The sequence below is a fragment of the Streptomyces sp. NBC_00523 genome, from assembly GCF_036346615.1.
Lineage (GTDB): Bacteria > Actinomycetota > Actinomycetes > Streptomycetales > Streptomycetaceae > Streptomyces.
Genome location: NZ_CP107836.1, coordinates 1,379,656 through 1,404,164, shown reverse-complemented (window position 1 = coordinate 1,404,164; position 24,509 = coordinate 1,379,656). Strand labels below are relative to the sequence as shown.

20 protein-coding genes and 1 pseudogene are annotated in these 24,509 nt (G+C 70.2%); 12 read left to right on the top strand and 9 right to left on the bottom strand.

What is annotated here, in order from left to right:
- Window positions 1-44: 44 nt before the first annotated feature.
- The 5 genes from OHS17_RS06300 to OHS17_RS06280 all read right to left on the bottom strand — a co-directional run bounded on the left by OHS17_RS06300 (window position 45) and on the right by OHS17_RS06280 (window position 5,825).
- Window positions 45-716 (bottom strand): FadR/GntR family transcriptional regulator, encoded by a 672-nt coding sequence (locus OHS17_RS06300; protein ID WP_018103726.1) that lies wholly within the window; start codon window positions 714-716, stop codon window positions 45-47.
- 110 nt (window positions 717-826) lie between these two features.
- Window positions 827-2,440, bottom strand: coding sequence for a glycerol-3-phosphate dehydrogenase/oxidase (locus OHS17_RS06295; RefSeq protein ID WP_330311370.1), 1,614 nt, complete (start codon window positions 2,438-2,440; stop codon window positions 827-829).
- Between the two features lie 5 nt (window positions 2,441-2,445).
- Window positions 2,446-3,987, bottom strand: coding sequence for a glycerol kinase GlpK (glpK, locus tag OHS17_RS06290; protein ID WP_330311369.1), 1,542 nt, complete (start codon window positions 3,985-3,987; stop codon window positions 2,446-2,448).
- 42 nt (window positions 3,988-4,029) lie between these two features.
- The gene (locus OHS17_RS06285) at window positions 4,030-4,821 is read right to left on the bottom strand and encodes an MIP/aquaporin family protein (RefSeq protein ID WP_330311368.1); all 792 of its coding nucleotides are present in this window, start codon (window positions 4,819-4,821) and stop codon (window positions 4,030-4,032) included.
- Window positions 4,822-5,060: 239 nt separating this feature from the next.
- Window positions 5,061-5,825, bottom strand: coding sequence for an IclR family transcriptional regulator (locus tag OHS17_RS06280; RefSeq protein WP_330315170.1), 765 nt, complete (start codon window positions 5,823-5,825; stop codon window positions 5,061-5,063).
- Between the two features lie 238 nt (window positions 5,826-6,063).
- Between OHS17_RS06280 and metH the strand changes: the two genes are divergently transcribed.
- From metH to OHS17_RS06265, 3 genes are all read left to right on the top strand, one after another.
- Window positions 6,064-9,576 carry a methionine synthase gene (gene metH, locus OHS17_RS06275; RefSeq protein WP_330311367.1) on the top strand — a complete coding sequence of 1,171 codons (3,513 nt, stop codon included), beginning with the start codon at window positions 6,064-6,066 and terminating at the stop codon, window positions 9,574-9,576.
- Between the two features lie 119 nt (window positions 9,577-9,695).
- Window positions 9,696-10,388 (top strand): HAD family hydrolase, encoded by a 693-nt coding sequence (locus OHS17_RS06270; RefSeq protein WP_330311366.1) that lies wholly within the window; start codon window positions 9,696-9,698, stop codon window positions 10,386-10,388.
- Between the two features lie 157 nt (window positions 10,389-10,545).
- Entirely contained in the window at window positions 10,546-12,144 is a 1,599-nt protein-coding gene (locus OHS17_RS06265) for an ABC transporter substrate-binding protein (protein ID WP_330311365.1), read from the top strand.
- A 22-nt stretch (window positions 12,145-12,166) separates the two neighbouring features.
- Here the strand turns inward: OHS17_RS06265 and OHS17_RS06260 are convergent, their stop codons facing one another.
- Both OHS17_RS06260 and OHS17_RS06255 read right to left on the bottom strand, forming a co-directional pair.
- The gene (locus OHS17_RS06260; protein WP_018103734.1) at window positions 12,167-12,838 is read right to left on the bottom strand and encodes a response regulator; all 672 of its coding nucleotides are present in this window, start codon (window positions 12,836-12,838) and stop codon (window positions 12,167-12,169) included.
- 9 nt (window positions 12,839-12,847) lie between these two features.
- Window positions 12,848-13,693 carry a RecB family exonuclease gene (locus OHS17_RS06255; protein WP_330315169.1) on the bottom strand — a complete coding sequence of 282 codons (846 nt, stop codon included), beginning with the start codon at window positions 13,691-13,693 and terminating at the stop codon, window positions 12,848-12,850.
- A gap of 183 nt (window positions 13,694-13,876) precedes the next feature.
- On the opposite strand from OHS17_RS06255, the gene OHS17_RS06250 reads away from it, so the two are divergent.
- The 3 genes from OHS17_RS06250 to OHS17_RS06240 all read left to right on the top strand — a co-directional run bounded on the left by OHS17_RS06250 (window position 13,877) and on the right by OHS17_RS06240 (window position 16,895).
- The gene (locus OHS17_RS06250; RefSeq protein WP_330315168.1) at window positions 13,877-15,127 is read left to right on the top strand and encodes a site-2 protease family protein; all 1,251 of its coding nucleotides are present in this window, start codon (window positions 13,877-13,879) and stop codon (window positions 15,125-15,127) included.
- Between the two features lie 72 nt (window positions 15,128-15,199).
- On the top strand, window positions 15,200-16,105 hold the full coding sequence (locus OHS17_RS06245) for a tRNA (adenine-N1)-methyltransferase (protein ID WP_018103737.1): 906 nt from the start codon (window positions 15,200-15,202) through the stop codon (window positions 16,103-16,105).
- Window positions 16,106-16,304: 199 nt separating this feature from the next.
- A complete protein-coding gene (locus OHS17_RS06240; protein ID WP_330311364.1) occupies window positions 16,305-16,895 on the top strand; it encodes a hypothetical protein in 591 nt (196 codons plus the stop codon).
- A 35-nt stretch (window positions 16,896-16,930) separates the two neighbouring features.
- Here OHS17_RS06240 and OHS17_RS06235 read toward each other — a convergent pair whose 3' ends face one another.
- Complete coding sequence (locus OHS17_RS06235) at window positions 16,931-17,242, bottom strand: ferredoxin (RefSeq protein ID WP_161212208.1); 312 nt, start codon at window positions 17,240-17,242, stop codon at window positions 16,931-16,933.
- Window positions 17,243-17,484: 242 nt separating this feature from the next.
- Here OHS17_RS06235 and arc point away from each other — a divergent pair, with 242 nt between their 5' ends.
- The 6 genes and pseudogenes from arc to prcA all read left to right on the top strand — a co-directional run bounded on the left by arc (window position 17,485) and on the right by prcA (window position 23,310).
- On the top strand, window positions 17,485-19,251 hold the full coding sequence (arc, locus tag OHS17_RS06230) for a proteasome ATPase (protein WP_073864561.1): 1,767 nt from the start codon (window positions 17,485-17,487) through the stop codon (window positions 19,249-19,251).
- A 241-nt stretch (window positions 19,252-19,492) separates the two neighbouring features.
- Window positions 19,493-21,004 carry a depupylase/deamidase Dop gene (gene dop / locus OHS17_RS06225; RefSeq protein ID WP_330311363.1) on the top strand — a complete coding sequence of 504 codons (1,512 nt, stop codon included), beginning with the start codon at window positions 19,493-19,495 and terminating at the stop codon, window positions 21,002-21,004.
- 130 nt (window positions 21,005-21,134) lie between these two features.
- A complete protein-coding gene (locus OHS17_RS06220) occupies window positions 21,135-21,353 on the top strand; it encodes a ubiquitin-like protein Pup (protein WP_018103742.1) in 219 nt (72 codons plus the stop codon).
- A 106-nt stretch (window positions 21,354-21,459) separates the two neighbouring features.
- Window positions 21,460-21,604, top strand: a pseudogene (locus tag OHS17_RS33865) (endonuclease VII domain-containing protein); the annotation flags it as partial.
- Window positions 21,556-22,404 carry a proteasome subunit beta gene (gene prcB / locus OHS17_RS06215; protein WP_330311362.1) on the top strand — a complete coding sequence of 283 codons (849 nt, stop codon included), beginning with the start codon at window positions 21,556-21,558 and terminating at the stop codon, window positions 22,402-22,404. The pseudogene OHS17_RS33865 and the gene prcB, both read left to right, overlap by 49 nt.
- 63 nt (window positions 22,405-22,467) lie before the next feature.
- The gene (gene prcA / locus OHS17_RS06210) at window positions 22,468-23,310 is read left to right on the top strand and encodes a proteasome subunit alpha (RefSeq protein WP_330311361.1); all 843 of its coding nucleotides are present in this window, start codon (window positions 22,468-22,470) and stop codon (window positions 23,308-23,310) included.
- Between the two features lie 50 nt (window positions 23,311-23,360).
- Here prcA and OHS17_RS06205 read toward each other — a convergent pair whose 3' ends face one another.
- On the bottom strand, window positions 23,361-24,386 hold the full coding sequence (locus OHS17_RS06205) for a LacI family DNA-binding transcriptional regulator (protein WP_330311360.1): 1,026 nt from the start codon (window positions 24,384-24,386) through the stop codon (window positions 23,361-23,363).
- Window positions 24,387-24,509 lie beyond the last annotated feature (123 nt).

The following is a 24,509-nucleotide window of genomic DNA, read 5'->3' as shown; positions in this document are numbered from 1 at the left end:
TCCGGCGTTTGAGGAGCAGGGTCCGGGGCAGAGCCCCGAATCGGTCACAAGGTGGACCGCAACCACTGCTCCACGCTGGCCACATGCACCGTCGCCCAAGCCCGCGCAGCTTCCGCGTCCCCATCCCGCAACGCCGCCAGAATCGCCCGATGCTCATGCAGCGTCCGGCTCACCGCGTCCTCCTGCGTCAGCCCGCGCCACACCCGCGCCCGCGTCGTCGGCCCCGAGAGCCCGTCCAGCAGCGAGCAGAGCACCGAGTTGCCCGACGCCTGGACGATGCCCCGGTGGAAGTCCAGGTCACAGGCGACCAGCTCCTCCACCGACGGATGCTCGCCCAGCGCGTCGAGCTGCGCGCTCAGCGCGTCCAGCTGCTCCGCGCCGATCCGGCTCGCCGCCATCGCCGTCGCGGCGGGCTCCAGGATCCGGCGCACCGCCAGGAACTCCAGCACGGTGTCGTCCCGGTGGAAGTCCACGACGAAGCTCAGCGCTTCGAGCAGCAGCTGCGGGTCCAGGCTCGTCACATACGTGCCGTCGCCCTGGCGGACGTCGAGAATGCGGATCAGCGACAGGGCGCGCACCGCCTCCCGCAGCGAGTTGCGGGAAAGCCCCAGCTCCGAGGCGAGTTCGCTCTCCTTGGGGAGACGATCGCCGGGCCGTAGCGCACCCGAGACGATCATTCCCTTGATCTTCTCGATGGCCTCGTCGGTGACAGCCATGGGCGACCTCCAGACATCCGATGTATCGCCCTATTATGCGGCCACGAAGAAGGCCGGTACGACCGGCGGACCGACTCACGGTCCGCCGGGCCGCACCGGCCCGTCCTCGCTCAGCCGCGCCGCTCGCCGAGCACCTTCTCCACACCGGCCCGGACCTCGTCCGTCGCCAGGCCCCGGATCGTCAGCGTGGTCCGCCGCCGCAGTACGTCGTCCGCGGTCTCGGCCCACTCGTGGTCCCGGGCGTAGGCCACCTGCGCCCAGACCTCCGGCGCGTCCGGGTGGATCCGCTCGGCCAGCGCCGGGTTCTCGTTGGCCAGCCGGGCGATGTCGAACGCGAGCGAACCGTAGTGCGTGGCCAGGTGCCGCGCGGTGTCGGCGGCCATCCGGGGTCCGGGCGTCCCGCCGTCGATCAGCAACCGGTGCGCCACCGCGTTCGGGTTGGCGATCCCGGGCAGCGGCAGCTTCCTGGGCAGCCGGGACATCGGCTCCATGTCCTCCGCCAGCGGGTGCCCGGGCAGCGCGGCCAGCTTGTTCATGACCGTACGGCCGATGTGGCGGAAGGTCGTCCACTTGCCGCCGGCCACCGACAGCATCCCGCCCCGGCCCTCCGTGACGACCGTCTCGCGCTTGGCCTTCGAGGTGTCGCCGGGCCCGCCGGGCAGCACCCGGAGACCGGCGAAGGAGTACGTGATCAGGTCCCGGGAGAGCTGCTGGTCCCGTACCGAGAACGCGGCCTCGTCCAGGATCTGCGCGGTGTCCTTCTCGGTCACCGCGACATCCGCCGGGTCGCCCTCGTACTCCTCGTCCGTCGTGCCGAGGAGCAGCATGTCCTCCCACGGCAGCGCGAACGTGATGCGGTACTTGTCGATCGGTGTGGCCAGCGCGGCCTTCCACGGCCGGGTCCGCTTCAGCACCAGGTGGGCGCCCTTGGACAGGCGTATGGAAGGCGCCGCGTTCGGGTCCTCCATCTTCCGCAGGTGGTCCACCCACGGCCCGGTCGCGTTCAGCACCAGCCGGGCGGTCACGCCGAACTCCGTACCGTCCATGGAGTCCCGCAGCTCCGCGCCCGTCACCCGGCCCCGGGTGAACCGCAGCCCGGTCACCGCGGCGTGGTTCAGCACCACCGCGCCCGCGTCGACGGCCGCGCGGACCGTCATCAGCGCCATCCGCGCGTCGTTCATCTGGTCGTCGCCGTAGACCGCGACGGCCTTGAGGTTCTCCGTACGCAGCTCCGGCACGTCGCGCGCCGCCCGGGACGGGCTGATCACATGGCCGACGCCGTCGCCGAAGGCGGAGAGCGCCGAGTACGCGAACACGCCCGCGCCGAGCTTCGCCGCGCCGTGCGGCCCGCCCTTGTACACCGGCAGGTAGAAGGTGAGCGGGTTGGCCAGATGCGGGGCGACCTGGCGGGAGACCGCACGGCGCTCGAAGTGGTTCTCCGCCACCAGCTTCACCGCACCGGTCTGCAGGTAGCGCAGACCGCCGTGCAGCAGCTTGGAGGAGGCGGAGGAGGTGGCGCCGGCGAAGTCACCGGCGTCCACCAGGGCCACCCGCAGTCCGGACTGCGCGGCGTGCCAGGCGGTGGAGATGCCCAGGATGCCGCCGCCGATCACCAGGAGGTCGTACGTCGCCTTGGAGAGCTGCTCCCGGGTCTCGGCACGGCTCGGGAGGGAGCCGGAGGCCGGATGCGTCCCGAGTGCGGGGACGCTCTGCAGGGTGGTCATGTTCTCTACTCCTCGTCGTCCAGCCAGCCCATGGTGCGTTCCACGGCCTTGAGCCAGCTCTTGTACTCGCGGGCGCGGGTGTCCGCGTCCATGCGGGGGGTCCACTCGGCGGCCCGGCGCCAGTTGGCGCGCAGCGCGTCCGTGTCCGGCCAGAAGCCGACGGCCAGGCCGGCGGCGTAGGCGGCGCCGAGGCAGGTGGTCTCGGCGACCATCGGCCGCACCACGGGCGCGTCCAGGAAGTCGGCGAGCGTCTGCATCAGCAGGTTGTTGGAGGTCATGCCGCCGTCGACCTTGAGCGCGGTCAGCTCGACGCCGGAGTCCTTGGTCATGGCGTCGCTGATCTCACGCGTCTGCCAGGCGGTGGCCTCGAGCACGGCGCGGGCGATGTGCGCCTTGGTGACGTACCGGGTGAGACCGGCGATGACACCGCGGGCGTCGGGGCGCCAGTACGGGGCGAACAGGCCGGAGAACGCGGGCACGAAGTACGCGCCGCCGTTGTCCTCCACCGAGGAGGCCAGGGTCTCGATCTCGGCGGCGGACTGGATCAGCCCCATCTGGTCGCGCATCCACTGCACCAGCGAACCGGTGACGGCGATCGACCCCTCCAGGGCGTACACCGCCTTCTGGTCGCCGATCCGGTAGCCGACCGTCGTCAGCAGCCCGTTGTACGAGTTGACGGGCGTGTCACCGGTGTTGATCAGCATGAAGGTGCCGGTGCCGTACGTGGACTTGGCCTCGCCCTCGGAGAAGCAGGTCTGGCCGAACAGCGCCGCCTGCTGGTCGCCCAGCGCGGAGGCCACCGGCACGCCGTCGAGCACGCCGCCCTTGGTGGTGCCGTAGACCTCCGAGGAGGACCGGATCTCGGGCAGCACGGCCATGGGCACGCCGATGGAGGAACAGATCTTCTCGTCCCACTGCATGGTGTGCAGGTTCATCAGGAGCGTCCGCGAGGCGTTGGTGACGTCGGTGACGTGGACGCCGCCGTCGGTGCCGCCGGTCAGGTTCCAGATGACCCAGGAGTCCATGGTGCCGAAGAGGATGTCGCCGCGCTCGGCCCGCTCGCGCAGCCCCTCGACGTTGTCGAGCAGCCAGCGCGCCTTGGGCCCGGCGAAGTACGAGGAGAGCGGCAGCCCGGTCTCGCGGCGGAAGCGGTCCGCGCCGACGTTGCGCCCGAGCTCCTTGCAGAGCGCGTCCGTACGGGTGTCCTGCCAGACGATCGCGTTGTGGACGGGCTCACCGGTGTGCTTGTCCCACAGCAGGGTGGTCTCGCGCTGGTTGGTGATGCCGATCGCCTTCACGTCGGCGGCGGTGATGCCCGCCTTGGAGATCGCCCCGGCGACGACTTCCTGGACGTTCTCCCAGATCTCGGCCGCGTTGTGTTCGACCCAGCCCGGCTTGGGAAAGATCTGCTCGTGCTCCTTCTGGTCGACGGAGACGATCCGCCCGTCCTTGTCGAAGACGATGCAGCGGCTGGAGGTCGTGCCTTGGTCGATGGCCGCGATGAACGGCCCTGCGCCGTGGCTGCCGGTGGTGTGTGCGTCGGTCACGGTGTGCTCCCGGAGGTCTGTGCGGTGTGGTGTGAGGGCGGATCAGGCGAACGCGAGGTTGTAGAGGCCGCCCGCGAGTGCGCCGCCGATCAGTGGGCCGACGATCGGGACCCATGCGTAGCCCCAGTCGGAGCCGCCCTTGTTCGGCAGCGGAAGCAGCGCGTGCACGATACGCGGACCGAGGTCGCGGACCGGGTTGATCGCGTAGCCCGTCGGCCCGCCGAGCGACAGGCCGATGCCGACGACGACCAGGGCGGTGATCAGCGCGCCCAGCGTGCCGAGCCCGTTGCCGTCGTCGTTGAGGCCCTGGGTGAGGATGGCGAGGACCAGCACGACCGTGGCGATGACCTCGGTGAGGACGTTCTGCACGGCGTTGCGGATCTCGGGGCCCGTCGAGAAGACACCGAGGACCGGTCCCGCCTTGGGGGCGGCGGCCTGGTCGACCATGCCCTCCTCACCCGAATGGGCGCGCAGGATCTCCGGATCGGTCAGGTGCGCCCGGAACTGCCCGTAGTAGGTCAGCCAGACCAGCACCGCGCCGATCATCGCGCCGAAGAGTTCGGAGGCCAGGTAGAGCGGTACGTCGCTCCACTTGGTACCGCCCTCGATGGCCAGGCCGATGGTGACGGCGGGGTTGAGATGCGCCCCCGACACGCCGCCGGCGAGATACGCGCCGGTCAGTACCGCGAAGCCCCACCCGAAGGTGATGGCGACCCAGCCGGCGTTCTGCGCCTTCGAATGCTTGAGCGTGACGGCGGCACAGACACCGCCGCCGAGCAGGATGAGTACGGCGGTACCGATGGTCTCGCCGATGAAGATGTCGGAGCTGGACACCCGCGACTCCTTTGTCCTTCGTCCAGGAAGCCGAACCCCGGGTCCCTCCGGTGGTCCGCGCCCTCGTGTGAGGGCTTGGCCGGCCCTAGGCACCGTCACACCCTAACGCGAATATCCGTTAAGTGTTCGACAATGCCGACCGATGAACGGCAGTGTTTCTCCCGGGTGAAGGCAGCGTCAAGAGGGATGTGACGTACGAATCGATCGTTACGGGAAAGCCGGCCGGGTACCCGGGCGGCTCAGAAGCGACGGGCGCCCAGGTCCCGCGAGACCGCGCGGGCGCAGTCACGGACCGCCGCGACCAGCTCCGGGCGCAGCTCGCCGTCCTTGCGGACGCGCTCCACCGCACCCGTGACGGCTATGGCCCCCACCGGCATCCGGCGCCGGTCGTGGATCGGCGCGGCCACCGCGGCCACGCCCTCCCAGGTCTCCTCCACGTCGGAGCCCCAGCCCCGGGCCCGTACGACGTCGAGCACCGCTTCGAACTCCTCGGCGTCGGTCACCGTCCGGGGCGTGAACGGCTGCCGCTCGGCCTCCATGGCCTCGGTGTGCGCCACCGGGTCGTACGCGGACAGCACCTTGCCCAGGGCCGTGGAGTGCAGCGGCTGCATGGCGCCCACCTCCAGGACCTGGCGGCTGTCGTCGGGCCGGAAGACGTGGTGGACGATGAGGACGCCCTGCTGGTGCAGTACGCCCAGATGGACGCTCTCGCCGCTGGACCGGGCCAGGTCGTCCGTCCAGACCAGGGCCCGGGCCCGTAGCTCGTGCACGTCGAGATAGCTGTTGCCCAGGCGCAGCAGCTCCGCGCCCAGCTGATAGCGGCCCGAGGCGGCGTCCTGTTCCACGAAGCCCTCGTGCTGGAGGGTGCGCAGGATGCCGTGTGCGGTGCCCTTGGCCAGGCCCAGTGAGGACGCGATGTCGGACAGCCCCAGCCGCCGCTCCCCGCCTGCCAGCAGACGCAGCATCGCGGCCGCCCGCTCCAGCGACTGGATGTTCTTGGCCATCGCGCCGTACTCCTCCACCTTGTTCGACAATGCTGAACACTATCGGCCGATGCCGACCCGTGCTCGACCGCGGGGGAATTCCGCAGCACCCCGTGACACCGGAACCCCCCGTCATCAGGATGCCGTCCGGCTCGTGGGACAGAGTGACGGCCCTGGTCGCGGCCCGGCTACCCTGGCCGGGTGCGCCTTCCGCCGAAGACGCAAAGCCGACAGCCGTCGCATCCCAGGGAGTACATCCATGGCCTCGTCGCCGACCCCTTCCGCCGACAGCCGGAACCGATCCGCAGCCCTCCGTGAGGCACTCGCCACCCGCGTGGTGGTGGCCGACGGCGCGATGGGCACCATGCTCCAGGCCCAGGACCCCACGCTCGCGGACTTCGAGAACCTCGAAGGCTGCAACGAGATCCTGAACCTGACCCGGCCGGACATCGTGCGTTCCGTGCACGAGGCGTACTTCGCCGTGGGCGTGGACTGTGTCGAGACGAACACCTTCGGTGCCAACACGGCGGCGCTCGGCGAGTACGACATTCCCGAGCGGGTCCACGAATTGTCCGAGTCCGGCGCGCGCATCGCCCGCGAGGTCGCCGACGAGTACACCGCGTCCACCGGCGAGCAGCGCTGGGTCCTCGGCTCGATGGGTCCCGGCACCAAGCTGCCCACCCTCGGCCACATCGCGTACGCCACCGTCCGCGACGGCTTCCAGGCGAACGCCGAGGGGCTGATCGCGGGTGGCGCCGACGCGCTGATCGTGGAGACGACGCAGGACCTCCTGCAGACCAAGGCCGCCGTCCTCGGCGCCCGCCGCGCCCTGGACGCCCTGGGCAGCGACCTCCCGCTGCTGTGCTCCCTGGCCTTCGAGACGACCGGCACCATGCTCCTGGGCTCCGAGATCGGCGCGGCCCTGACCGCCCTGGAACCCCTCGGCATCGACATGATCGGCCTGAACTGCTCGACCGGTCCGGCCGAGATGAGCGAGCACCTGCGCTACCTCACCCGGCACTCCCGCATCCCGCTGCTCTGCATGCCCAACGCCGGACTGCCGGTCCTCACCAAGGACGGCGCGCACTTCCCGCTGGACGCCGAGGGTCTGGCCGACGCGCAGGAGACGTTCGTCCAGGAGTACGGCCTCTCGCTGGTCGGCGGCTGCTGCGGTACGACCCCGGAGCACCTGCGCCAGGTGGTCGAGCGCGTACGGGGCACGGTCCCGGGCGCCCGGGACCCGCGCCCGGAGCCGGGTGCCGCCTCGCTCTACCAGACCATCCCGTTCCGTCAGGACACGGCGTACCTGGCGATCGGTGAGCGGACGAACGCCAACGGGTCGAAGAAGTTCCGGGAGGCCATGCTCGAAGGCCGCTGGGACGACTGCGTGGAGATGGCCCGGGACCAGATCCGTGAGGGCGCGCACATGCTCGACCTGTGCGTGGACTACGTGGGCCGCGACGGCGTCACCGACATGGACGAGCTGGCCGGCCGGTTCGCGACCGCCTCCACGCTGCCGATCGTGCTGGACTCCACGGAGCTGCCCGTGCTCCGGGCGGGCCTGGAGAAGCTGGGCGGCCGCGCGGTCCTCAACTCGGTCAACTACGAGGACGGCGACGGCCCCGAGTCCCGCTTCGTCAAGGTCACGCAGCTGGCCGCGGAGCACGGCGCCGCGCTGATCGCGCTGACGATCGACGAGGAGGGCCAGGCCCGCACCGCCGAGCACAAGGTCGCCATCGCCGAACGGCTCATCGCGGACCTGACCGGCAACTGGGGCATCCACGAGTCGGACATCCTCATCGACACCCTGACCTTCACCATCTGCACGGGGCAGGAGGAGTCCCGCAAGGACGGCATCGCCACCATCGAAGCCATCCGGGAGCTGAAGAAGCGCCACCCGGACGTGCAGACCACGCTCGGCCTCTCCAACATCTCCTTCGGCCTCAACCCGGCCGCCCGTGTCGTGCTGAACTCGGTCTTCCTGGACGAGTGCGTGAAGGCGGGCCTGGATTCGGCGATCGTGCACGCGTCGAAGATCCTGCCGATCGCCCGCCTGGAGGAGGAGCAGGTCAAGGTCGCCCTCGACCTGATCTACGACCGGCGCGCCGAGGGCTATGACCCCCTGCAGAAGCTCATGGAGCTGTTCGAGGGCGTCAACATGAAGTCGATGAAGGAGGGGAAGGCCGAGGAGCTGGCCGCCCTGCCGCTGGACGAGCGCCTTCAGCGCCGCATCATCGACGGGGAGAAGAACGGCCTGGAGGACGACCTCTCCGAGGCGCTGAAGGACACCCCGGCGCTCGACATCGTCAACAACACCCTCCTGGAGGGTATGAAGGTCGTCGGCGAGCTCTTCGGCTCCGGCCAGATGCAGCTGCCGTTCGTCCTCCAGTCCGCCGAGGTCATGAAGAGCGCGGTCGCCTACCTCGAACCGCACATGGAGAAGTCGGACGCCGAGGGCAAGGGCACCATCGTGCTGGCCACCGTCCGGGGCGACGTCCACGACATCGGCAAGAACCTGGTCGACATCATCCTGTCCAACAACGGGTTCAACGTCGTCAACATCGGCATCAAGCAGCCCGTCTCCGCGATCCTGGAGGCTGCCGAGGAGCACAAGGCCGACGTCATCGGGATGTCCGGCCTCCTCGTGAAGTCCACGGTGATCATGAAGGAGAACCTGGAGGAGCTGAACCAGCGCAAGCTGGCCGCCGACTACCCGGTCATCCTCGGCGGCGCCGCCCTCACCCGCGCCTACGTCGAGCAGGACCTCCACGAGATCTACGAGGGCGAGGTGCGCTACGCACGCGACGCCTTCGAGGGCCTGCGCCTCATGGACGCGCTCATCGCCGTCAAGCGGGGGGTCCCCGGCGCCACCCTGCCCGAGCTGAAGCAGCGCCGCGTCCCCAAGCGCGACACCCCGGTCCTGGAGGTGAACGAGCCGGAGGAGGGCGTGCGCTCCGACGTCTCCGTCACCAACCCGGTCCCCACCCCGCCGTTCTGGGGCAGCCGCGTCGTCAAGGGCATCCAGCTCAAGGAGTACGCCTCCTGGCTGGACGAAGGCGCCCTGTTCAAGGGGCAGTGGGGCCTCAAGCAGGCCAGGGCCGGGGACGGCCCCACCTACGAGGAGCTCGCCGAGAGCGAGGGACGCCCCAGGCTGCGCGGCCTCCTGGACCGCCTCCAGACGGACAACCTGCTCGAAGCGGCCGTCGTCTACGGCTACTACCCCTGCGTCTCCAAGGGCGACGACCTCATCCTGCTCCACGAGGACGGCTCCGAACGCACCCGCTTCACCTTCCCCCGCCAGCGCCGCGGCCGCCGCCTGTGCCTCGCGGACTTCTTCCGCCCCGAGGAATCCGGCGAGACGGACGTCATCGGCCTCCAGGTCGTCACCGTCGGCTCCAGGATCGGCACCGAGACCGCCAAGCTCTTCGAGGCCAACGCCTACCGCGACTACCTGGAACTGCACGGCCTCTCCGTCCAGCTCGCCGAGGCCCTCGCCGAGTACTGGCACGCCCGGGTCCGCTCGGAGCTCGGCTTCGCGGGCGAGGACCCGGCGGAGGTCGAGGACATGTTCGCCCTGAAGTACCGGGGCGCGCGCTTCTCGCTCGGTTACGGCGCCTGCCCGGACCTGGAGGACCGCGCCAAGATCGCGGACCTGCTCCAGCCGGAGCGGATCGGCGTCCACCTCTCCGAGGAGTTCCAGCTCCACCCCGAGCAGTCGACCGACGCGATCGTCATCCACCACCCGGAGGCGAAGTACTTCAACGCGCGGTAAGACTCCGTTCGACGCGTCGTAGCCGATCACGTCGTACACTGGTCGGTCCAGCGCAGGCCGGTCGCCCATCCTCCGGGACGGGTGGCCGGCCTTCTCGTCCCTCATGGAAGGTGTGCCGGATGACCAGTACGGTTCCCGCGTCCCTGACCCGCACGGCGGAGGGCGCTGCCCTCCAGGCCGTCTTTCTCGACATGGACGGCACCCTGGTCGACACCGAGGGCTTCTGGTGGGACGTCGAGGTCGAGGTCTTCGCCGGCCTCGGCCACCGGTTGGACGAGGCATGGCGCGACGTGGTCGTCGGCGGGCCCATGTCCCGCAGCACCGGATACCTCATCGAGGCGACCGGCGCGGACATCACCCTCGAAGAGGCCGCCGTACTGCTCAACGACCGGTTCGAGAAGCGCATCGGCAACGGGGTGCCGCTGATGCCCGGCGCCGCCCGCCTCCTCGCCGAACTGCGCCGCCACGAGATTCCCACCGCCCTCGTCTCCGCCTCGCACCGCCGCATCATCGACCGGGTCCTGGACTCCGTGGGCCACCACCACTTCGCGCTCACCGTCGCCGGCGACGAGGTCACCCGCACCAAGCCGCACCCCGAGCCCTACCTCACCGCCGCGCGCGGCTTCGGCGCCGACCCCCGGCTGTGCGCCGTCATCGAGGACACCGCGACCGGGGTGGCCGCCGCCGAGGCCGCCGGCTGCCGGGTGGTCGCCGTGCCCTCGGTCTCCCCGATCGCGCCCGCCGAGGGCCGGGTGGTCGTGGGTTCGCTGGAAGAAGTGAATCTCACATTCCTCCGGAATCTCATCAACTGAATGCGCAGATGCGGGCACCGAGAGTATTCCTGTGAATAAAGAGAAAAGCTCTCGCGGTGGCCGTGCGAAAGAATTCCGCGCACGACCCCCGTCCCATATTGCGGAACGGGCCCGCTAATGTATTTCTCCCTGAACCGATGAGGGAGAACGGCCAACCATGAAACGCAAGACCCTGGTGCTGCCGGCCGTCGCGGGCATCCTGGCGCCCGTGCTCGCCGGCTGCGGTACGGCGGGCGGCACAGGGAGCGGGAGCGGCGCCGTCGTCGTCGGCACCACGGACCGGATCGCCGCGTCCGCCGAAGCGCCCGCCCCGCTCGACCCGGCCGTCGGCTACGAGGCGGGCGTCTGGAACGTCCTGCGGCAGACCGTGCAGACCCTCATGGCCACCCCGCGCGGCGGCGGCCCCCCGGTCCCCGAAGCGGCCGAGAGCTGCGGTTTCACCGACCGCGAGAGCGAGAGCTACCGCTGCCGGCTGCGCGACGGGCTCACCTTCGCCGACGGCACCCCCGTCACCGCCGACGACGTCAAGTACTCCCTCGACCGGGTGCGGCGCATCAAGTCCGCGAACGGGCCCGCCGCCCTTCTCGACAACATCGACACCGTCGAGACCGCCGGCACCCGTGGGGTCGTCTTCCACCTCAAGACGCCCGACGCCACCTTCCCGTACAAGCTCGCCACCCCGCCCGCCGGAATCGTCCCGCGCGATCAGTACCCCGCGAATTCCGCCCGCAGCGGATTCCAGGTGGACGGCTCGGGGCCGTACACCATGAAACCGGAAGTGAAATCCGGGCGGGTTGTGAAAATCTCCTTCACCAGGAATCCCCATTACCGGGGGAGTTACGAGGTGCGGAGCGGGTCCGTCGAACTCGACCTCTTTCCCGACGCCACCGCCATGGGCAAGGCGTTCGACGCCGAGAAGATCGACATGATGGCCCGCACCCTCTCCACCGGGCAGGCCCAGCGCATGCTGGACAAGCCCGAGGACGGGGTCCGGCTCACCGAGATGCCCGGGCTCTCCATCAGCTACCTCGGCTTCGACACCGAGGAACCCGCCCTCCGGAACAAGGCCGTCCGCCAGGCCGTCGCCCAGGTGGTCGACCGGGGCAGGATCGCGAGCGAGGTCTACGGCACGACCGTCGAACCGCTGTACTCGCTCATCCCGAGCGGGATCACCGCCCACGACAACGCGTTCTACAGCACCTACGGCGAACCCAGCGCCGCCAAGGCCGCCGACCTCCTCAAGAAGGCCGGGATCCGCACCCCGGTGCGCTTCACCCTGCACTACACCGACGACCACTACGGCCGGGACACCGCCACCGAGTTCCGGGCGCTGAGGAAGCAGCTCAACGACACCGGGCTCTTCGAAGTCACCGTCGAGGGCACCCCGTGGAGCCGCTACCGCCCCGCCGAACTCCGCGGCGACTACGCCGCCTACGGCATGGGCTGGTTCCCCGACTTCCCGGACCCCGACAACTACACGGCGCCCTTCCTCGGCCCGGACAACTTCCTCGGCTCGCCCTACACCTCCACCGAGGCCCGCGAACTCATCGCGCACTCCCGCCGCCAGGCCGACCGGGGTGCCGCCGCGCCCGCCTTCGAACGGCTCCAGGACATCGTCGCCCGGGACGTGCCGGTCCTGCCGCTCTGGCAGGGCAAGCAGTACGTCGCCTCCCGCGACGGCCTGAGCGGCGTCGAATGGGCGGTCGACTCGAGCGCCGACCTCCACCTCTGGGAACTGGGACGCGGCACGGACTAGAGCCGGCCCCCGCGCCCCGGTGTCACTGCGCGCCGGGGCGCACCAGGCCGCTCTCGTACGCGTACACCGCGGCCTGGACCCGGTCGCGCAGGCCCAGCTTCGTCAGCACATGGCCCACATGGGTCTTCACCGTCGTCTCGCTGACGAACAGGTCGGCGGCGATCTCAGCGTTCGACAGGCCGCGCGCCACCAGCTTCAGCACCTCGACCTCGCGATCCGTCAGCGTGTGCAGCGTGTCCGGCACGGGCTCCTCGCCCGACGGCAGATGGTCCGCGTACTTGTCGAGCAGCCGGCGCGTCACGCTCGGGGCGAGCATCGCCTCGCCGCCCGCCACCACCCGGATCGCCTGCACCAGCTCATCGGCCGGCGCGTCCTTCAGCAGGAAGCCGCTCGCCCCCGCCCGCAGCGCCTCCACCACGTACTCGTCCAGGTCGAATGTGGTCAGCACCAGCACCTTCGCCGGACCGTCCCGGCCCGGACCGGTGATCTGCCGGGTCGCCTCGACCCCGTCCATCCGCGGCATCCGGATGTCCATCAGCACCACATCGGGCTGGAGCGCGCGCACCTGGTCGAGAGCCTGGAGACCGTCACCGGCCTCACCCACCACCGCCAGATCGCCCTCGGCCTCCAGAATCATCCGGAAGCCCGTGCGCAGCAGCGGTTGGTCATCGACCAGAAGGACGCGGATAGCCACCAGATCTCCTCAATGCCCGTCGTGGGCCACAGGCCGGCCGGCCTCGGCCCGGACCGGCTCCATTCTGCCCTGGTCATCCTCCGCCGGACCGGCCGGGCGGATCGTCAGCGGATAGACCGGGGGAGTCCCGCCGAATTCCGGACAGAGCGCCTGGTGGTCGCACCAGCCGCACAACTTCGTCGGACGCGGCCGCCACTCGCCCGTCCGCGTCGCCAGCGAGATCGCCTCCCACAGCGCCAGCAGCTTGCGCTCCACCCGCTCCAGGTCCGCCACCACCGGGTCGTACGTCAGCACGTCACCGCTGCCCAGATAGACCAGCTGGAGCCGGCGCGGCACCACACCCTTCAGCCGCCAGATCACCAGGGCGTAGAACTTCATCTGGAACAGCGCGCCCTCCGCGTACTCCGGACGCGGCGCCTTCCCCGTCTTGTAGTCCACGATCCGGACGTCGCCCGTCGGCGCCACGTCGATCCGGTCGATCACCCCGCGCAGCCGCAGCCCCGACTCCAGCTCCGTCTCCACGAACAGCTCGCGCTCCGCCGGCTCCAGACGCGTCGGGTCCTCCAGCGAGAACCAGCGCTCCACCAGCCGCTCCGCCTGGGCCAGCCACCCCGCAAGCCGCTCGCCCCCCGGATCCTCCGCGAAGAGCTCGCCCAGCTCCGGCTTCGACTCCAGCAGCCGGTCCCACTGCCCCGGGATCAGCGCCGTCGCCCGGCCGGGCGTGCGCTCCACCGCCGGATTGTCGAACAGCCGCTCAAGCACCGCATGGACCAGCGTCCCGCGGGTAGCCGCTTCGCTGGGCTTCTGCGGCAGCTTGTCGATGACGCGGAAGCGGTACAGCAAGGGGCACTGCATGAAATCGCTCGCCCGCGACGGGGAGAGCGAGGAAGGCGGCTGCGGCACCGGCTGGGACGGCGGCGGAACGGAGGTCATGCGAAGACCCTACGACCCGCCACTGACACCAACCGGCATACCATCGACCACAGACCCTCGAACACCGCATCATCGTGCCGAATGGCACCGAACCGAAGGGACCTCGTGGACGAGAGCGGCGACGGCCGGCGACCGCAGCCCGGCCCGGCGGCCCCCGGCCCCGGAGACGGCCCCGGCAAGGACGCGCCCCCGCGCCGGGACGAGCCCGGAGGCGGCATCCTCATGGGCCGCCCCTTCGGCGTACCCGTCTACGTCGCCCCCAGCTGGTTCCTGGTGGCGGCCCTGATCACCTGGGTCTTCGGCGGCCAGCTCGACCGGGTGCTGCCCGACCTCGGCGCCGTCCGCTACCTCGTCGCGCTCTTCTTCGCGATCGCCTTCTACGCCTCCGTCCTCGTCCACGAACTCGCCCACACGGTCGCCGCCCTGCGCTACAAGCTCCCCGTCCGGCGTATCCAGCTCCAGTTCTTCGGCGGCGTCTCGGAGATCGAGAAGGAGTCCGAGACCCCCGGCCGCGAATTCGTCCTGGCCTTCGTCGGCCCGCTGCTCTCGCTCGTCCTGGGCGGGCTCTTCTACGTGCCCCTGCGCTTCGTGGAACGCGGCACCGTCCCGGCCGTCCTGCTCGGCGGGCTGATGATCTCCAACCTCATCGTCGCCGCCTTCAACCTGCTGCCCGGCCTCCCGCTCGACGGCGGCCGCATGCTCAGGGCCGTCGTCTGGAAGATCACCGGCAAGCCGATGAGCGGCACCGTCGCCGCCGCCTGGGTCGGCCGGGCGCTCGCCGTCGGCACCCTCGTCGGCCTCCCGCTCCTCACCCGCAGCGGCTCCCTGGGCAACGACGCCGGCGAGATCAGCGGCATGGACACCGTCACCGACGCCCTGCTCGCCGCGATCCTCGCCGCCATCATCTGGACCGGCGCCGGCAACAGCCTGCGCATGGCCCGGCTCCGCGAGCATTTGCCCGGCCTGCGCGCCCGCAGCCTCACCCGCCGCGCCGTCCCCGTCGAGGCCGCCACCCCGCTCTCCGAGGCCCTGCGCCGGGCCAACGAGGCCGGCGCCCGCGCCCTCGTCGTCGTGGACGGTACCGGCGAGCCCAAGGCCCTCGTCCGGGAGACGTCCATCGTCGCCGTCCCCGAGCACCGCCGCCCCTGGGTCGCCGTCAGCGGCCTCGCCCAGGACCTCACCGACGGCATGAAGGTTCCCGCCGAACTCGCGGGCGAAGCCCTCCTGGACCGCCTCAAGGCCACCCCCGCCACCGAGTACCTCGTGGTGGAGGAGACCGGCGAGATCTACGGCGTCCTCTCCACGGCCGACGTCGAGCGCGCCTTCGTCGCCGCGATGGCCCGCCCCGCCGCCTGACGCCCACCCGCATCCCCGTACATCCGTACGGGCGGCGGTCGGCGGCCCACGAAACACCGGTACGCTGGTCACATGTCTGAACCGACCGGTGCCGCCCGCCGACGCGGGCCCTTCAAGGTCGGGGACCAGGTCCAGCTCACCGATCCCAAGGGACGCCACCACACCTTCACGCTCGAAGCCGGAAAGAACTTCCACACCCACAAGGGTTCTTTCCCGCACGACGAGCTGATCGGTGCCCCCGAGGGCAGTGTGGTCCGTACCACGGGAAACGTCGCCTACCTCGCGCTGCGCCCCCTGCTCCCCGACTACGTCCTGTCCATGCCCCGCGGCGCCGCCGTGGTCTACCCGAAGGACGCGGGCCAGATCCTCGCCTTCGGCGACATCTTCCCCGGCGCACGCGTCGTGGAAGCGGGCGTCGGCTCGGGCGCGCTCTCCACCTTCCTGCTCCGCGCCATCGGCGAACAGGGCATGCTGCACTCGTACGAGCGCCGCGAGGACTTCGCCGAGATCGCCCAGCAGAACGTCGAGCGCTACTTCGGCAGCCCGCACCCCGCCTGGCAGCTCACGGTCGGCGACCTCCAGGACAACCTCACGGACACCGACGTGGACCGCGTCGTGCTGGACATGCTGGCTCCCTGGGAGTGCCTGGACGTCGTCTCCAAGGCGCTCGTCCCCGGCGGCATCCTCTGCGCGTACGTCGCCACCACCACCCAGCTCTCCCGGACGGTGGAGTCCATCCGTGAGATCGGCTGCTTCGCCGAGCCGCAGCCCTGGGAGTCGATGATCCGCAACTGGCACGTGGAGGGCCTGGCCGTGCGCCCGGACCACCGCATGATCGGGCACACCGGCTTCCTCGTCACCGCCCGCCGGCTCGCCGACGGCGTCGAGGCCCCGGCCCGTCGCCGCCGCCCCTCCAAGGGCGCCTACGGCGAGGACTACGACGGCCCGGGCGGCCGGAGCGCTCCCTCCCGCGACTGACCCCGCGGCAACGCACCGGCGCCGCCGCCGAGTTCCCGGACCGACCCGGGGACCCGGCGGCGGCGCCTTCTCCGTATGCGGCGCGTCATCCCGGCGCACCCCACCGTTCCGCTGCCGTGTGAGGTGTGGCACGATGCTGGCCACCCCCGTACCGCCGACGCCGACGGCCGCACCACAGGAACCACAGGAGACAGCCCGCGTGCAGACCTCCGCGCTCCCGGACCTCGCGCACACCGATACCAGGCCCATGCACTGGCTCGCCACCGCGGCGGCCATGGCCGCGGTCATCGCGGCGGCCGGTCTGCTCCAGCCCCACAGCAGCGCCTCGGCCTCCACCCGGCACCGCACGACGGCCCAGCAGCAGCACGAGGAAGCGGCCGTCGCCCCGGATCCGGCCAAGGCGGCCTTCCCCCTGGACTGCGGCAACGTCGGCAACACCGTCGCCAAGCAGGCCCCCGGCGACCTCGACGGCGACGGCAGGCCCGAGACCGTCGCGGTGGTCCACTGCGCGGCCGGATCGGGCACCCCGCCCAGCGGCGTCTACGTCCTCACACAGGCGAGCGGGGCCGCACCCAGGATCGTCGCGACCCTGGTGGACCCCGCCCAGCAGCTGACCATCGGCGACTTCACGGTCCGCGACGGCGTCATCTCCGCCACGCTCCTCGGCTACTCCTCCTCGTCGGTGCCCTCGTGCTGCCCCGACCAGCAGGAGAAGGTCACCTGGAAGTGGCAGAACGGCGCCTTCACGCGGAACAGCGATACGGCGGGGAGCACCGGCGCCGGCGTCTGAGCCCGGCCCGGCACCGCCTCCCGGCACCCGGACGGTCAGGCGGCCTCGGGCCCGTAGACCTCGACCCTGTCCGAAACGCGACGCACATGAATGCAGTCGCCCGGACACTCCTTGGCCGAATCCACGACGTCCTGGAGCAGCGGCAGCGGCACCGGCGTGGTCGCGCCCTTGTCCTGCAGCAGCTCGTCGTCGTCGCTCTTCACGTACGCCAGACCGTCGATGTCCAGCTCGAACACCTCGGGCGCGTACTGCACGCAGATGCCGTCCCCCGTGCACAGGTCCTGGTCGATCCAGACCTCCAGGTCCTGCGTCTCGCCACCGGTGGGAGAGTCCTGCCGCACGGTCATGTCGCCTGCCGTTTCCTGCGTAGCCGGACCGGGAAAGAGCCAGCCCTGACGGGTGTTGAACGCTTTGACGATACAACCGGCCGCTTTCCGATGTTGAACGGTGGGTATCCACCTGGCACGGGGGAGAGCGCAAGGGTGAAGATCGGACACACCTCACAGTCTTTGTGATCTAGGGGTTTCAATCACCACCCACGCAGGTAGGGTCAGGAAGCGTCCAGCTCCCCTTGGAGGAGGTGAGGACCGTGGCAGCCCACGACGACGACATCAACCGCGGCATCCGGCCCGGGCGGGGGTCCGACGACCCAGCCGGCCAGGTCGCCTATCTCGAGCAGGAAATCGCCGTCCTGCGACGTAAGCTCGCCGACTCTCCGCGTCATACGAGGATTCTCGAAGAGCGGATCGTCGAACTGCAGACCAACCTCGCAGGCGTGTCCGCCCAGAACGAGCGGCTCGCCGGCACTCTCCGCGAGGCCCGCGACCAGATCGTGGCCCTCAAGGAGGAAGTCGACCGGCTCGCACAGCCGCCGGCCGGCTTCGGGGTTTTCCTGCAGGCGAACGAGGACGGCACCTGCGACATCTTCACCGGGGGCCGCAAGCTCCGGGTGAACGTCAGCCCCAGCGTCGAACTCGAAGACCTCAGGCGCGGCCAGGAGGTCATGCTCAACGAAGCGCTCAATGTGGTCGACGCCATGGAATTCGAGCGTGCCGGGGACATCGTCACCCTCAAGGAGATCCTTGAGGACGGCGAACGCGCCCTGGTGATCGGGCACACCGACGAGGAAAGGGTGGTGAGGCTCGCCGAGCCGCTGCTGGACATCACCATCCGCCCCGGCGACGCCCTGCTGCTCGAACCCCGTTCCGGCTACGTCTACGAAGTCGTGCCCAAGAGCGAGGTCGAAGAACTCGTCCTCGAAGAAGTGCCCGACATCGACTACGACAAGATCGGCGGCCTGGGCGACCAGATCGAGCTGATCCGCGACGCGGTCGAGCTTCCCTATCTCCATCCCGACCTCTTCAAGGAGCACGAGCTCCGCCCGCCGAAGGGCATCCTGCTCTACGGTCCGCCCGGCTGCGGCAAGACGCTCATCGCCAAGGCCGTCGCCAACTCCCTGGCGAAGAAGGTCGCCGAAGTCACCGGACAGCCCGCCGGCAAGAGCTACTTCCTCAACATCAAGGGCCCGGAACTCCTCAACAAGTACGTCGGCGAGACCGAGCGGCACATCCGCCTGGTCTTCCAGCGTGCCCGCGAGAAGGCGAGCGAGGGTACCCCCGTCATCGTCTTCTTCGACGAGATGGAGTCGCTCTTCCGCACCCGTGGATCGGGCGTCAGCTCGGACGTGGAGAACACCATCGTCCCGCAGCTGCTCGCCGAGATCGACGGCGTGGAGGGCCTGGAGAACGTCATCGTCATCGGCGCCTCCAACCGCGAGGACATGATCGACCCGGCGATCCTGCGGCCGGGACGGCTCGACGTCAAGATCAAGATCGAGCGCCCCGACGCGGAGGCCGCGAAGGACATCTTCGCGAAGTACCTCACGCCTTCGCTGCCGCTGCACGCGGACGACCTGGCCGAGCACACCGGCTCGAAGGAAGCCGCGGCGCACGCCATGATCCAGTCGGTCGTCGAGCGGATGTACACCGAGTCCGAGGAGAACCGCTTCCTCGAGGTCACGTACGCCAACGGCGACAAGGAAGTCCTGTACTTCAAGGACTTCAACTCCGGCGCGATGATCCAGAACATCGTGGACCGGGCCAAGAAGATGGCCATCAAGGCCTTCCTCGACCACGGCCAGAAGGGCCTTCGCGTCTCCCACCTCCTCCAGGCATGCGTGGACGAGTTCAAGGAGAACGAGGACCTGCCGAACACCACCAACCCGGACGACTGGGCCCGTATCTCCGGCAAGAAGGGCGAGCGGATCGTCTTCATCCGCACGCTCGTCACCGGAAAGCAGGGCGCCGACACCGGCCGCTCCATCGACACGGTGGCCAACACCGGTCAGTACCTGTAGAAGGCGTACCGGCTGCGGATGCCCGGCCGGGCATCCGCAGCCGGTTGCTTTCCGGCCAGCCGCGGGCGACACCGCGGCAATGACGACGCAATTGATCTCCCCACCGGCACGCGGGCGTTCTAGGCTCAGGCGTACCGCCCGTTCGCGCAGCGCGGGACGGGCAGACCGCGCACGCACCGAACAAGCAGCGGTACTTGAGCGCCGCCCCCGGAAGGGAGCGCCGCCGGGCAAGGAGGGCCGCATGACCGTACGGCGAGTAATGGGCATCGAGACGGAGTACGGGATCTCCGTCCCCGGACACCCCAACGCCAATGCCATGCTCACCTCGTCCCAGATCGTCAACGCCTACGCGGCGGCGATGCACCGGGCGCGCCGCGCCCGCTGGGACTTCGAGGAGGAGAATCCGCTGCGGGACGCGCGAGGCTTCGACCTCGCCCGCGAGACCGCCGACTCCAGCCAGCTCACGGACGAGGACATCGGCCTGGCCAATGTCATCCTCACCAACGGGGCCCGGCTCTACGTCGACCACGCGCACCCCGAGTACAGCTCCCCGGAGATCACCAATCCCAGGGACGCGGTCCTGTGGGACAAGGCCGGCGAGCGGATCATGGCCGAGGCGGCCGAGCGCGCGGCGCAGCTCCCGGGCGCCCAGCCGATTCACCTCTACAAGAACAACACCGACAACAAGGGCGCCTCCTACGGGACGCACGAGAACTACCTGATGAAGCGGGAGACCCCGTTCTCGGACATCGTGCGCCACCTGACGCCGTTCTTCGTCTCGCGGCAGGTGGTCACCGGCGCCGGACGGGTCGGGATCGGCCAGGACGGCGGTGAGCACGGCTTCCAGCTCAGCCAGCGCGCCGACTACTTCGAGGTCGAGGTCGGCCTGGAGACCACGCTCAAGCGCCCCATCATCAACACCCGCGACGAGCCGCACTCGGACGCCGAGAAGTACCGCCGGCTCCATGTGATCATCGGCGACGCGAACCTCTCCGAGATCTCGACGTATCTGAAGCTCGGCACCACCTCGCTCGTCCTGTCCATGATCGAGGACGGCTTCATCAACGTCGACCTGGCCGTCGACCAGCCGGTGCGCACCCTGCACCAGGTCTCCCACGACCCCGGGCTCCAGCAGCTGATCACGCTGCGCAGCGGCCGGACACTCACCGCGGTGCAGCTCCAGATGGAGTACTTCGAACTGGGCCGCAAATACGTCGAGGAACGGTACGGGGCGGACGCCGACGAGCAGACCAAGGACGTCCTGAGCCGGTGGGAGGACACCCTGAACCGGCTGGAGAACGACCCGATGAGCCTGGCCGGCGAGCTGGACTGGGTGGCGAAGCGGCAGCTCATGGAGGGCTACCGGCGCCGCGACGGCCTGGACTGGGACGCCGCCCGGCTGCATCTGGTGGACCTGCAGTACGCGGACGTACGGCAGGACAAGGGGCTGTACAACCGCCTGGTGGCCCGCGGCCGGATGAAACGGCTCCTGGACGAGCGCGAGGTCGAGGAGGCCCGTACGGCGCCGCCCGAGGACACCAGGGCGTACTTCCGGGGCCGCTGCCTCGAACAGTACGCGGACGACGTGGCCGCGGCCTCCTGGGATTCGGTGATCTTCGACCTGCCGGGCCAGGACTCCCTCCAGCGGGTGCCCACGATGGAGCCGCTGCGGGGCACCCGGGAGCACGTGAAGTCGCTCCTGGACCGCTGCCGCACGGCGCAGGAGCTGGTCGACGTCCTCTCGGGCCGCTGAAAGCGCCTGAAAGGGCTCCCGGCTGGGAATCATTCCGATGACCTCCGGACGTTGAGACAAGTACCGGGCCAATGTCGGACCCCATGGGTAGGGTCTGATCAAGTGCTTCGAACCGAGCGGGGTGAGCTAGATGGCGACCAAGGACACCGGCGGCGGACAGCAGAAGGCGACGCGCTCCACGGAGGAGGTCGAGGAGCAGGCGCAGGACGCGCAGGCTTCCGAGGACCTCAAGGAACGCCAGGAGAAGCTGAGCGACGACGTGGACGACGTCCTGGACGAGATCGACGACGTACTCGAGTCCAATGCCGAGGACTTCGTCAGGTCATTCGTACAAAAGGGCGGCGAGTAACCGGCCCCGCGCCGGAGGCCGGCGGCGGGTGTGCGGCACGGGCGGACCGCCCGTGCCGCACACCGCGGGCACGGTCCGCGCCCCCCGTCCGATTGCCTGCGTCTTCTATGTGGATCACTGCCGCGGGGCGGGTAGGGTCCGGGACGTAACGAGCTTCAACTGCAATGCGGCGCAGGGTCATCGCATACCTGGAGGGAAACGCGTGGAAGCCAACACTCGTAGCACCGGGCGTCTGCCGGCTGCCTTCCTGACGCCGGGATCGTCCTCCTTCATGGACTTCCTGTCCGACCAGGCGCCGGAGATGCTGCCGGGCAACCGTCAGACACCGCCCCTGAAGGGAGCCGTCGAGGCGCCGCACGGCACGACGATCGTGTCCGCGGCCTTCCCCGGCGGTGTCGTCCTGGCCGGTGACCGGCGGGCGACCATGGGCAACATGATCGCGCAGCGCGACATCGAGAAGGTCTTCCCGGCCGACGAGTACTCGGCGGTGGGCATCGCCGGTACGGCGGGTCTCGCCGTGGAGATGGTCAAGCTCTTCCAGCTGGAGCTGGAGCACTTCGAGAAGGTGGAGGGCGCCCAGCTCTCCCTGGAGGGCAAGGCCAACCGGCTCTCCACGATGATCCGGAGCAACCTGGCGATGGCCATGCAGGGCCTCGCCGTCGTCCCGCTCTTCGCCGGTTACGACATCGACCGCGAGCGCGGACGCATCTTCAGCTACGACGTCACCGGGGGGCGCTCCGAGGAGCACGTCGGCTACGCGTCCACCGGTTCCGGTTCGATCTTCGCCCGGGGCTCGATGAAGAAGCTCTACCGCGAGGACCTCACGGAGGAGGAGACGCTCACGCTGGTCGTGCAGGCGCTGTACGACGCGGCGGACGACGACTCGGCGACGGGCGGCCCGGATGTGGGCCGGCGTATCTATCCGATCGTCACCGTCATCACGGAAGAGGGCTTCCGGAAGCTGACCGACGCGGAATCCGCCGGGATCGCCCGCTCGATTCTGGAACGCCGCCTGGAACAGCCCGACGGCCCGCGCGCCGCGCTGCTCTGAGCACGCGTTCGTTTCCAGCCTTCTTCGATGCTCCCGCCACTGACAGAAAGGGACGGATAGCCGGTGTCGACGCCGTTCTATGTCTCACCTCAGCAGGCCATGGCCGACCGGGCGGAATACGCCCGGAAGGGTATCGCCCGCGGTCGCAGCCTGGTTGTGCTGCAGTACGCCGACGGAATTGTGTTCGTCGGCGAGAACCCGTCCCGTGCGCTGCACAAGTTCAGCGAGATCTACGACCGGATCGGTTTCGCCGCCGCCGGCAAGTACAACGAGTACGAGAACCTCCGTATCGGCGGAGTCCGTTATGCCGATCTGCGCGGTTACACCTATGACCGCGACGATGTGACGGCCCGTGGACTGGCGAACGTCTACGCGCAGACGCTCGGCACCATTTTCTCCAGCGCGGCCGAGAAGCCGTACGAGGTGGAGCTGGTGGTGGCCGAGGTGGGCGCCGAGCCCGAGGGCGACCAGATCTACCGGCTGCCGCACGACGGCTCCATCGTGGACGAGCACGGCTCGGTCGCGGTGGGCGGCAACGCGGAGCAGATCAGCACCTTCCTGGACCAGCGCCACCGCGACGGGATGTCCCTCGCCGAGGCCCTGAAGCTGGCGGTGCAGGCGCTGTCCCGCGAGGCCAACGGCAACGAGCGGGAGATCCCCGCCGACCGCCTTGAGGTCGCGGTCCTGGACCGTACGCGGCCGCAGCAGCGCAAGTTCAAGCGGATCGTCGGCCGGCAGCTGGCCCGGCTCCTCGAAGCGGAGGCTGCCGCTTCGACTCCGACCGATGCCCCGTCCGACGCGGAGGACGGCGAGTCCACGGACAGCCCGACGGCCACGACGGACCCGAAGGGCGCCACGGACCCGAAGAGCACCGACACGACGGATTCCGGCGGCGACGTGGAGTAACGCCCCCGCCCCGCCGAGCCTCGGCCCGCTCCACGCGGACCGGGGCTCCGTCATGCCAGCGGTGGGGCGGTGGAGCCTCGGGCCACCAGCCGCACCGGCAGGCTGCCCGGCTCGGCGGCCCGCCCGTCCAGGACCGCCAGCAGGGCGGCCATCCCGCGCTCGCCGACCTGCACGGCGGGCAGCCGGACCGTGGTCAGCTCCGGCTCCACCGCCGTGGCCAGGGCCAGGTCGTCGAAGCCGGTGACCGAGACGTCGTCCGGCACCCGCAGCCCGAACCGCCGGGCCGCCTTGCACGCGCCCGCCGCCAGGATGTCGTCGTCGCAGACGATCGCGGTGGGCCGGGGCCCGGGCAGCCCGAGCGCGCGTTCCGCGGCGTCCCGCCCCGCCCGCACGTCCAGCGCGGCGGTCACCGTGCGGACCTCGGTGCCCGGGGTCCGGCGCAGCTCCTCGCGCAGGGCGTCCGCCCGGCAGGCGAAGGTCCAGGTGTCGACGGCCGAGGCGAGGTGGAGGAAGTGCCGGTGGCCCAGGGCGAGCAGATGGCGGGCCACCTGGCGCATCCCGTCGGCGATGTCCAGGTTGACCCGGGCGGCGGGCCCGGGCGCCGAGGGGTCGCTGTCCAGCATCACGAGGGGGACGTCCGCGCCGTGCAGGGCATCGAGCGCGTCGGCGGCCATGGAGGAGGCGATGACCCCGTCCAGCGCGGCCCGGGCCGACGGGAACGGGTCGCGGGCCGGGCCGGTGCCGTCGGGGGAGGGGTAGAGGACGACCCCGAAGCCGTGCTCGGCGGCGACCGCGGCGGCCCCGGTGTACACCCGGGCGAAGAACTCGTTGGTGAGGGCCGGGACGACCAGGAGCGCCGTCCGGGTGCGGCCCAGGCGCAGATTGCGGGCGGCGAGATTCGGCCGGTAGCCCAGGCCGCGGGCGGCCTCGCGGACCCGGCCGGCGGTGGCCTCGGAGACCCGGCCCCGCCATTTGTCGCCGAGCACCAGCGAGACCGTGGCCTGGGAGACGCCGGCGGCCCGGGCCACGTCACGGCTGGTGGGCCGGGGCGGGCCGGGGGGTGCGGGGCTGGTCACGCGGGCCTCCGGGCCGTTCGGTTCAGGCCCGTGAGGTGGACCTGCGGACGGGCTCATGGTACGTATGAACCCGGAAGTTATACGTAAAACCTCGCAGGCCCGCACAGGCACCCGAGGGAGAGG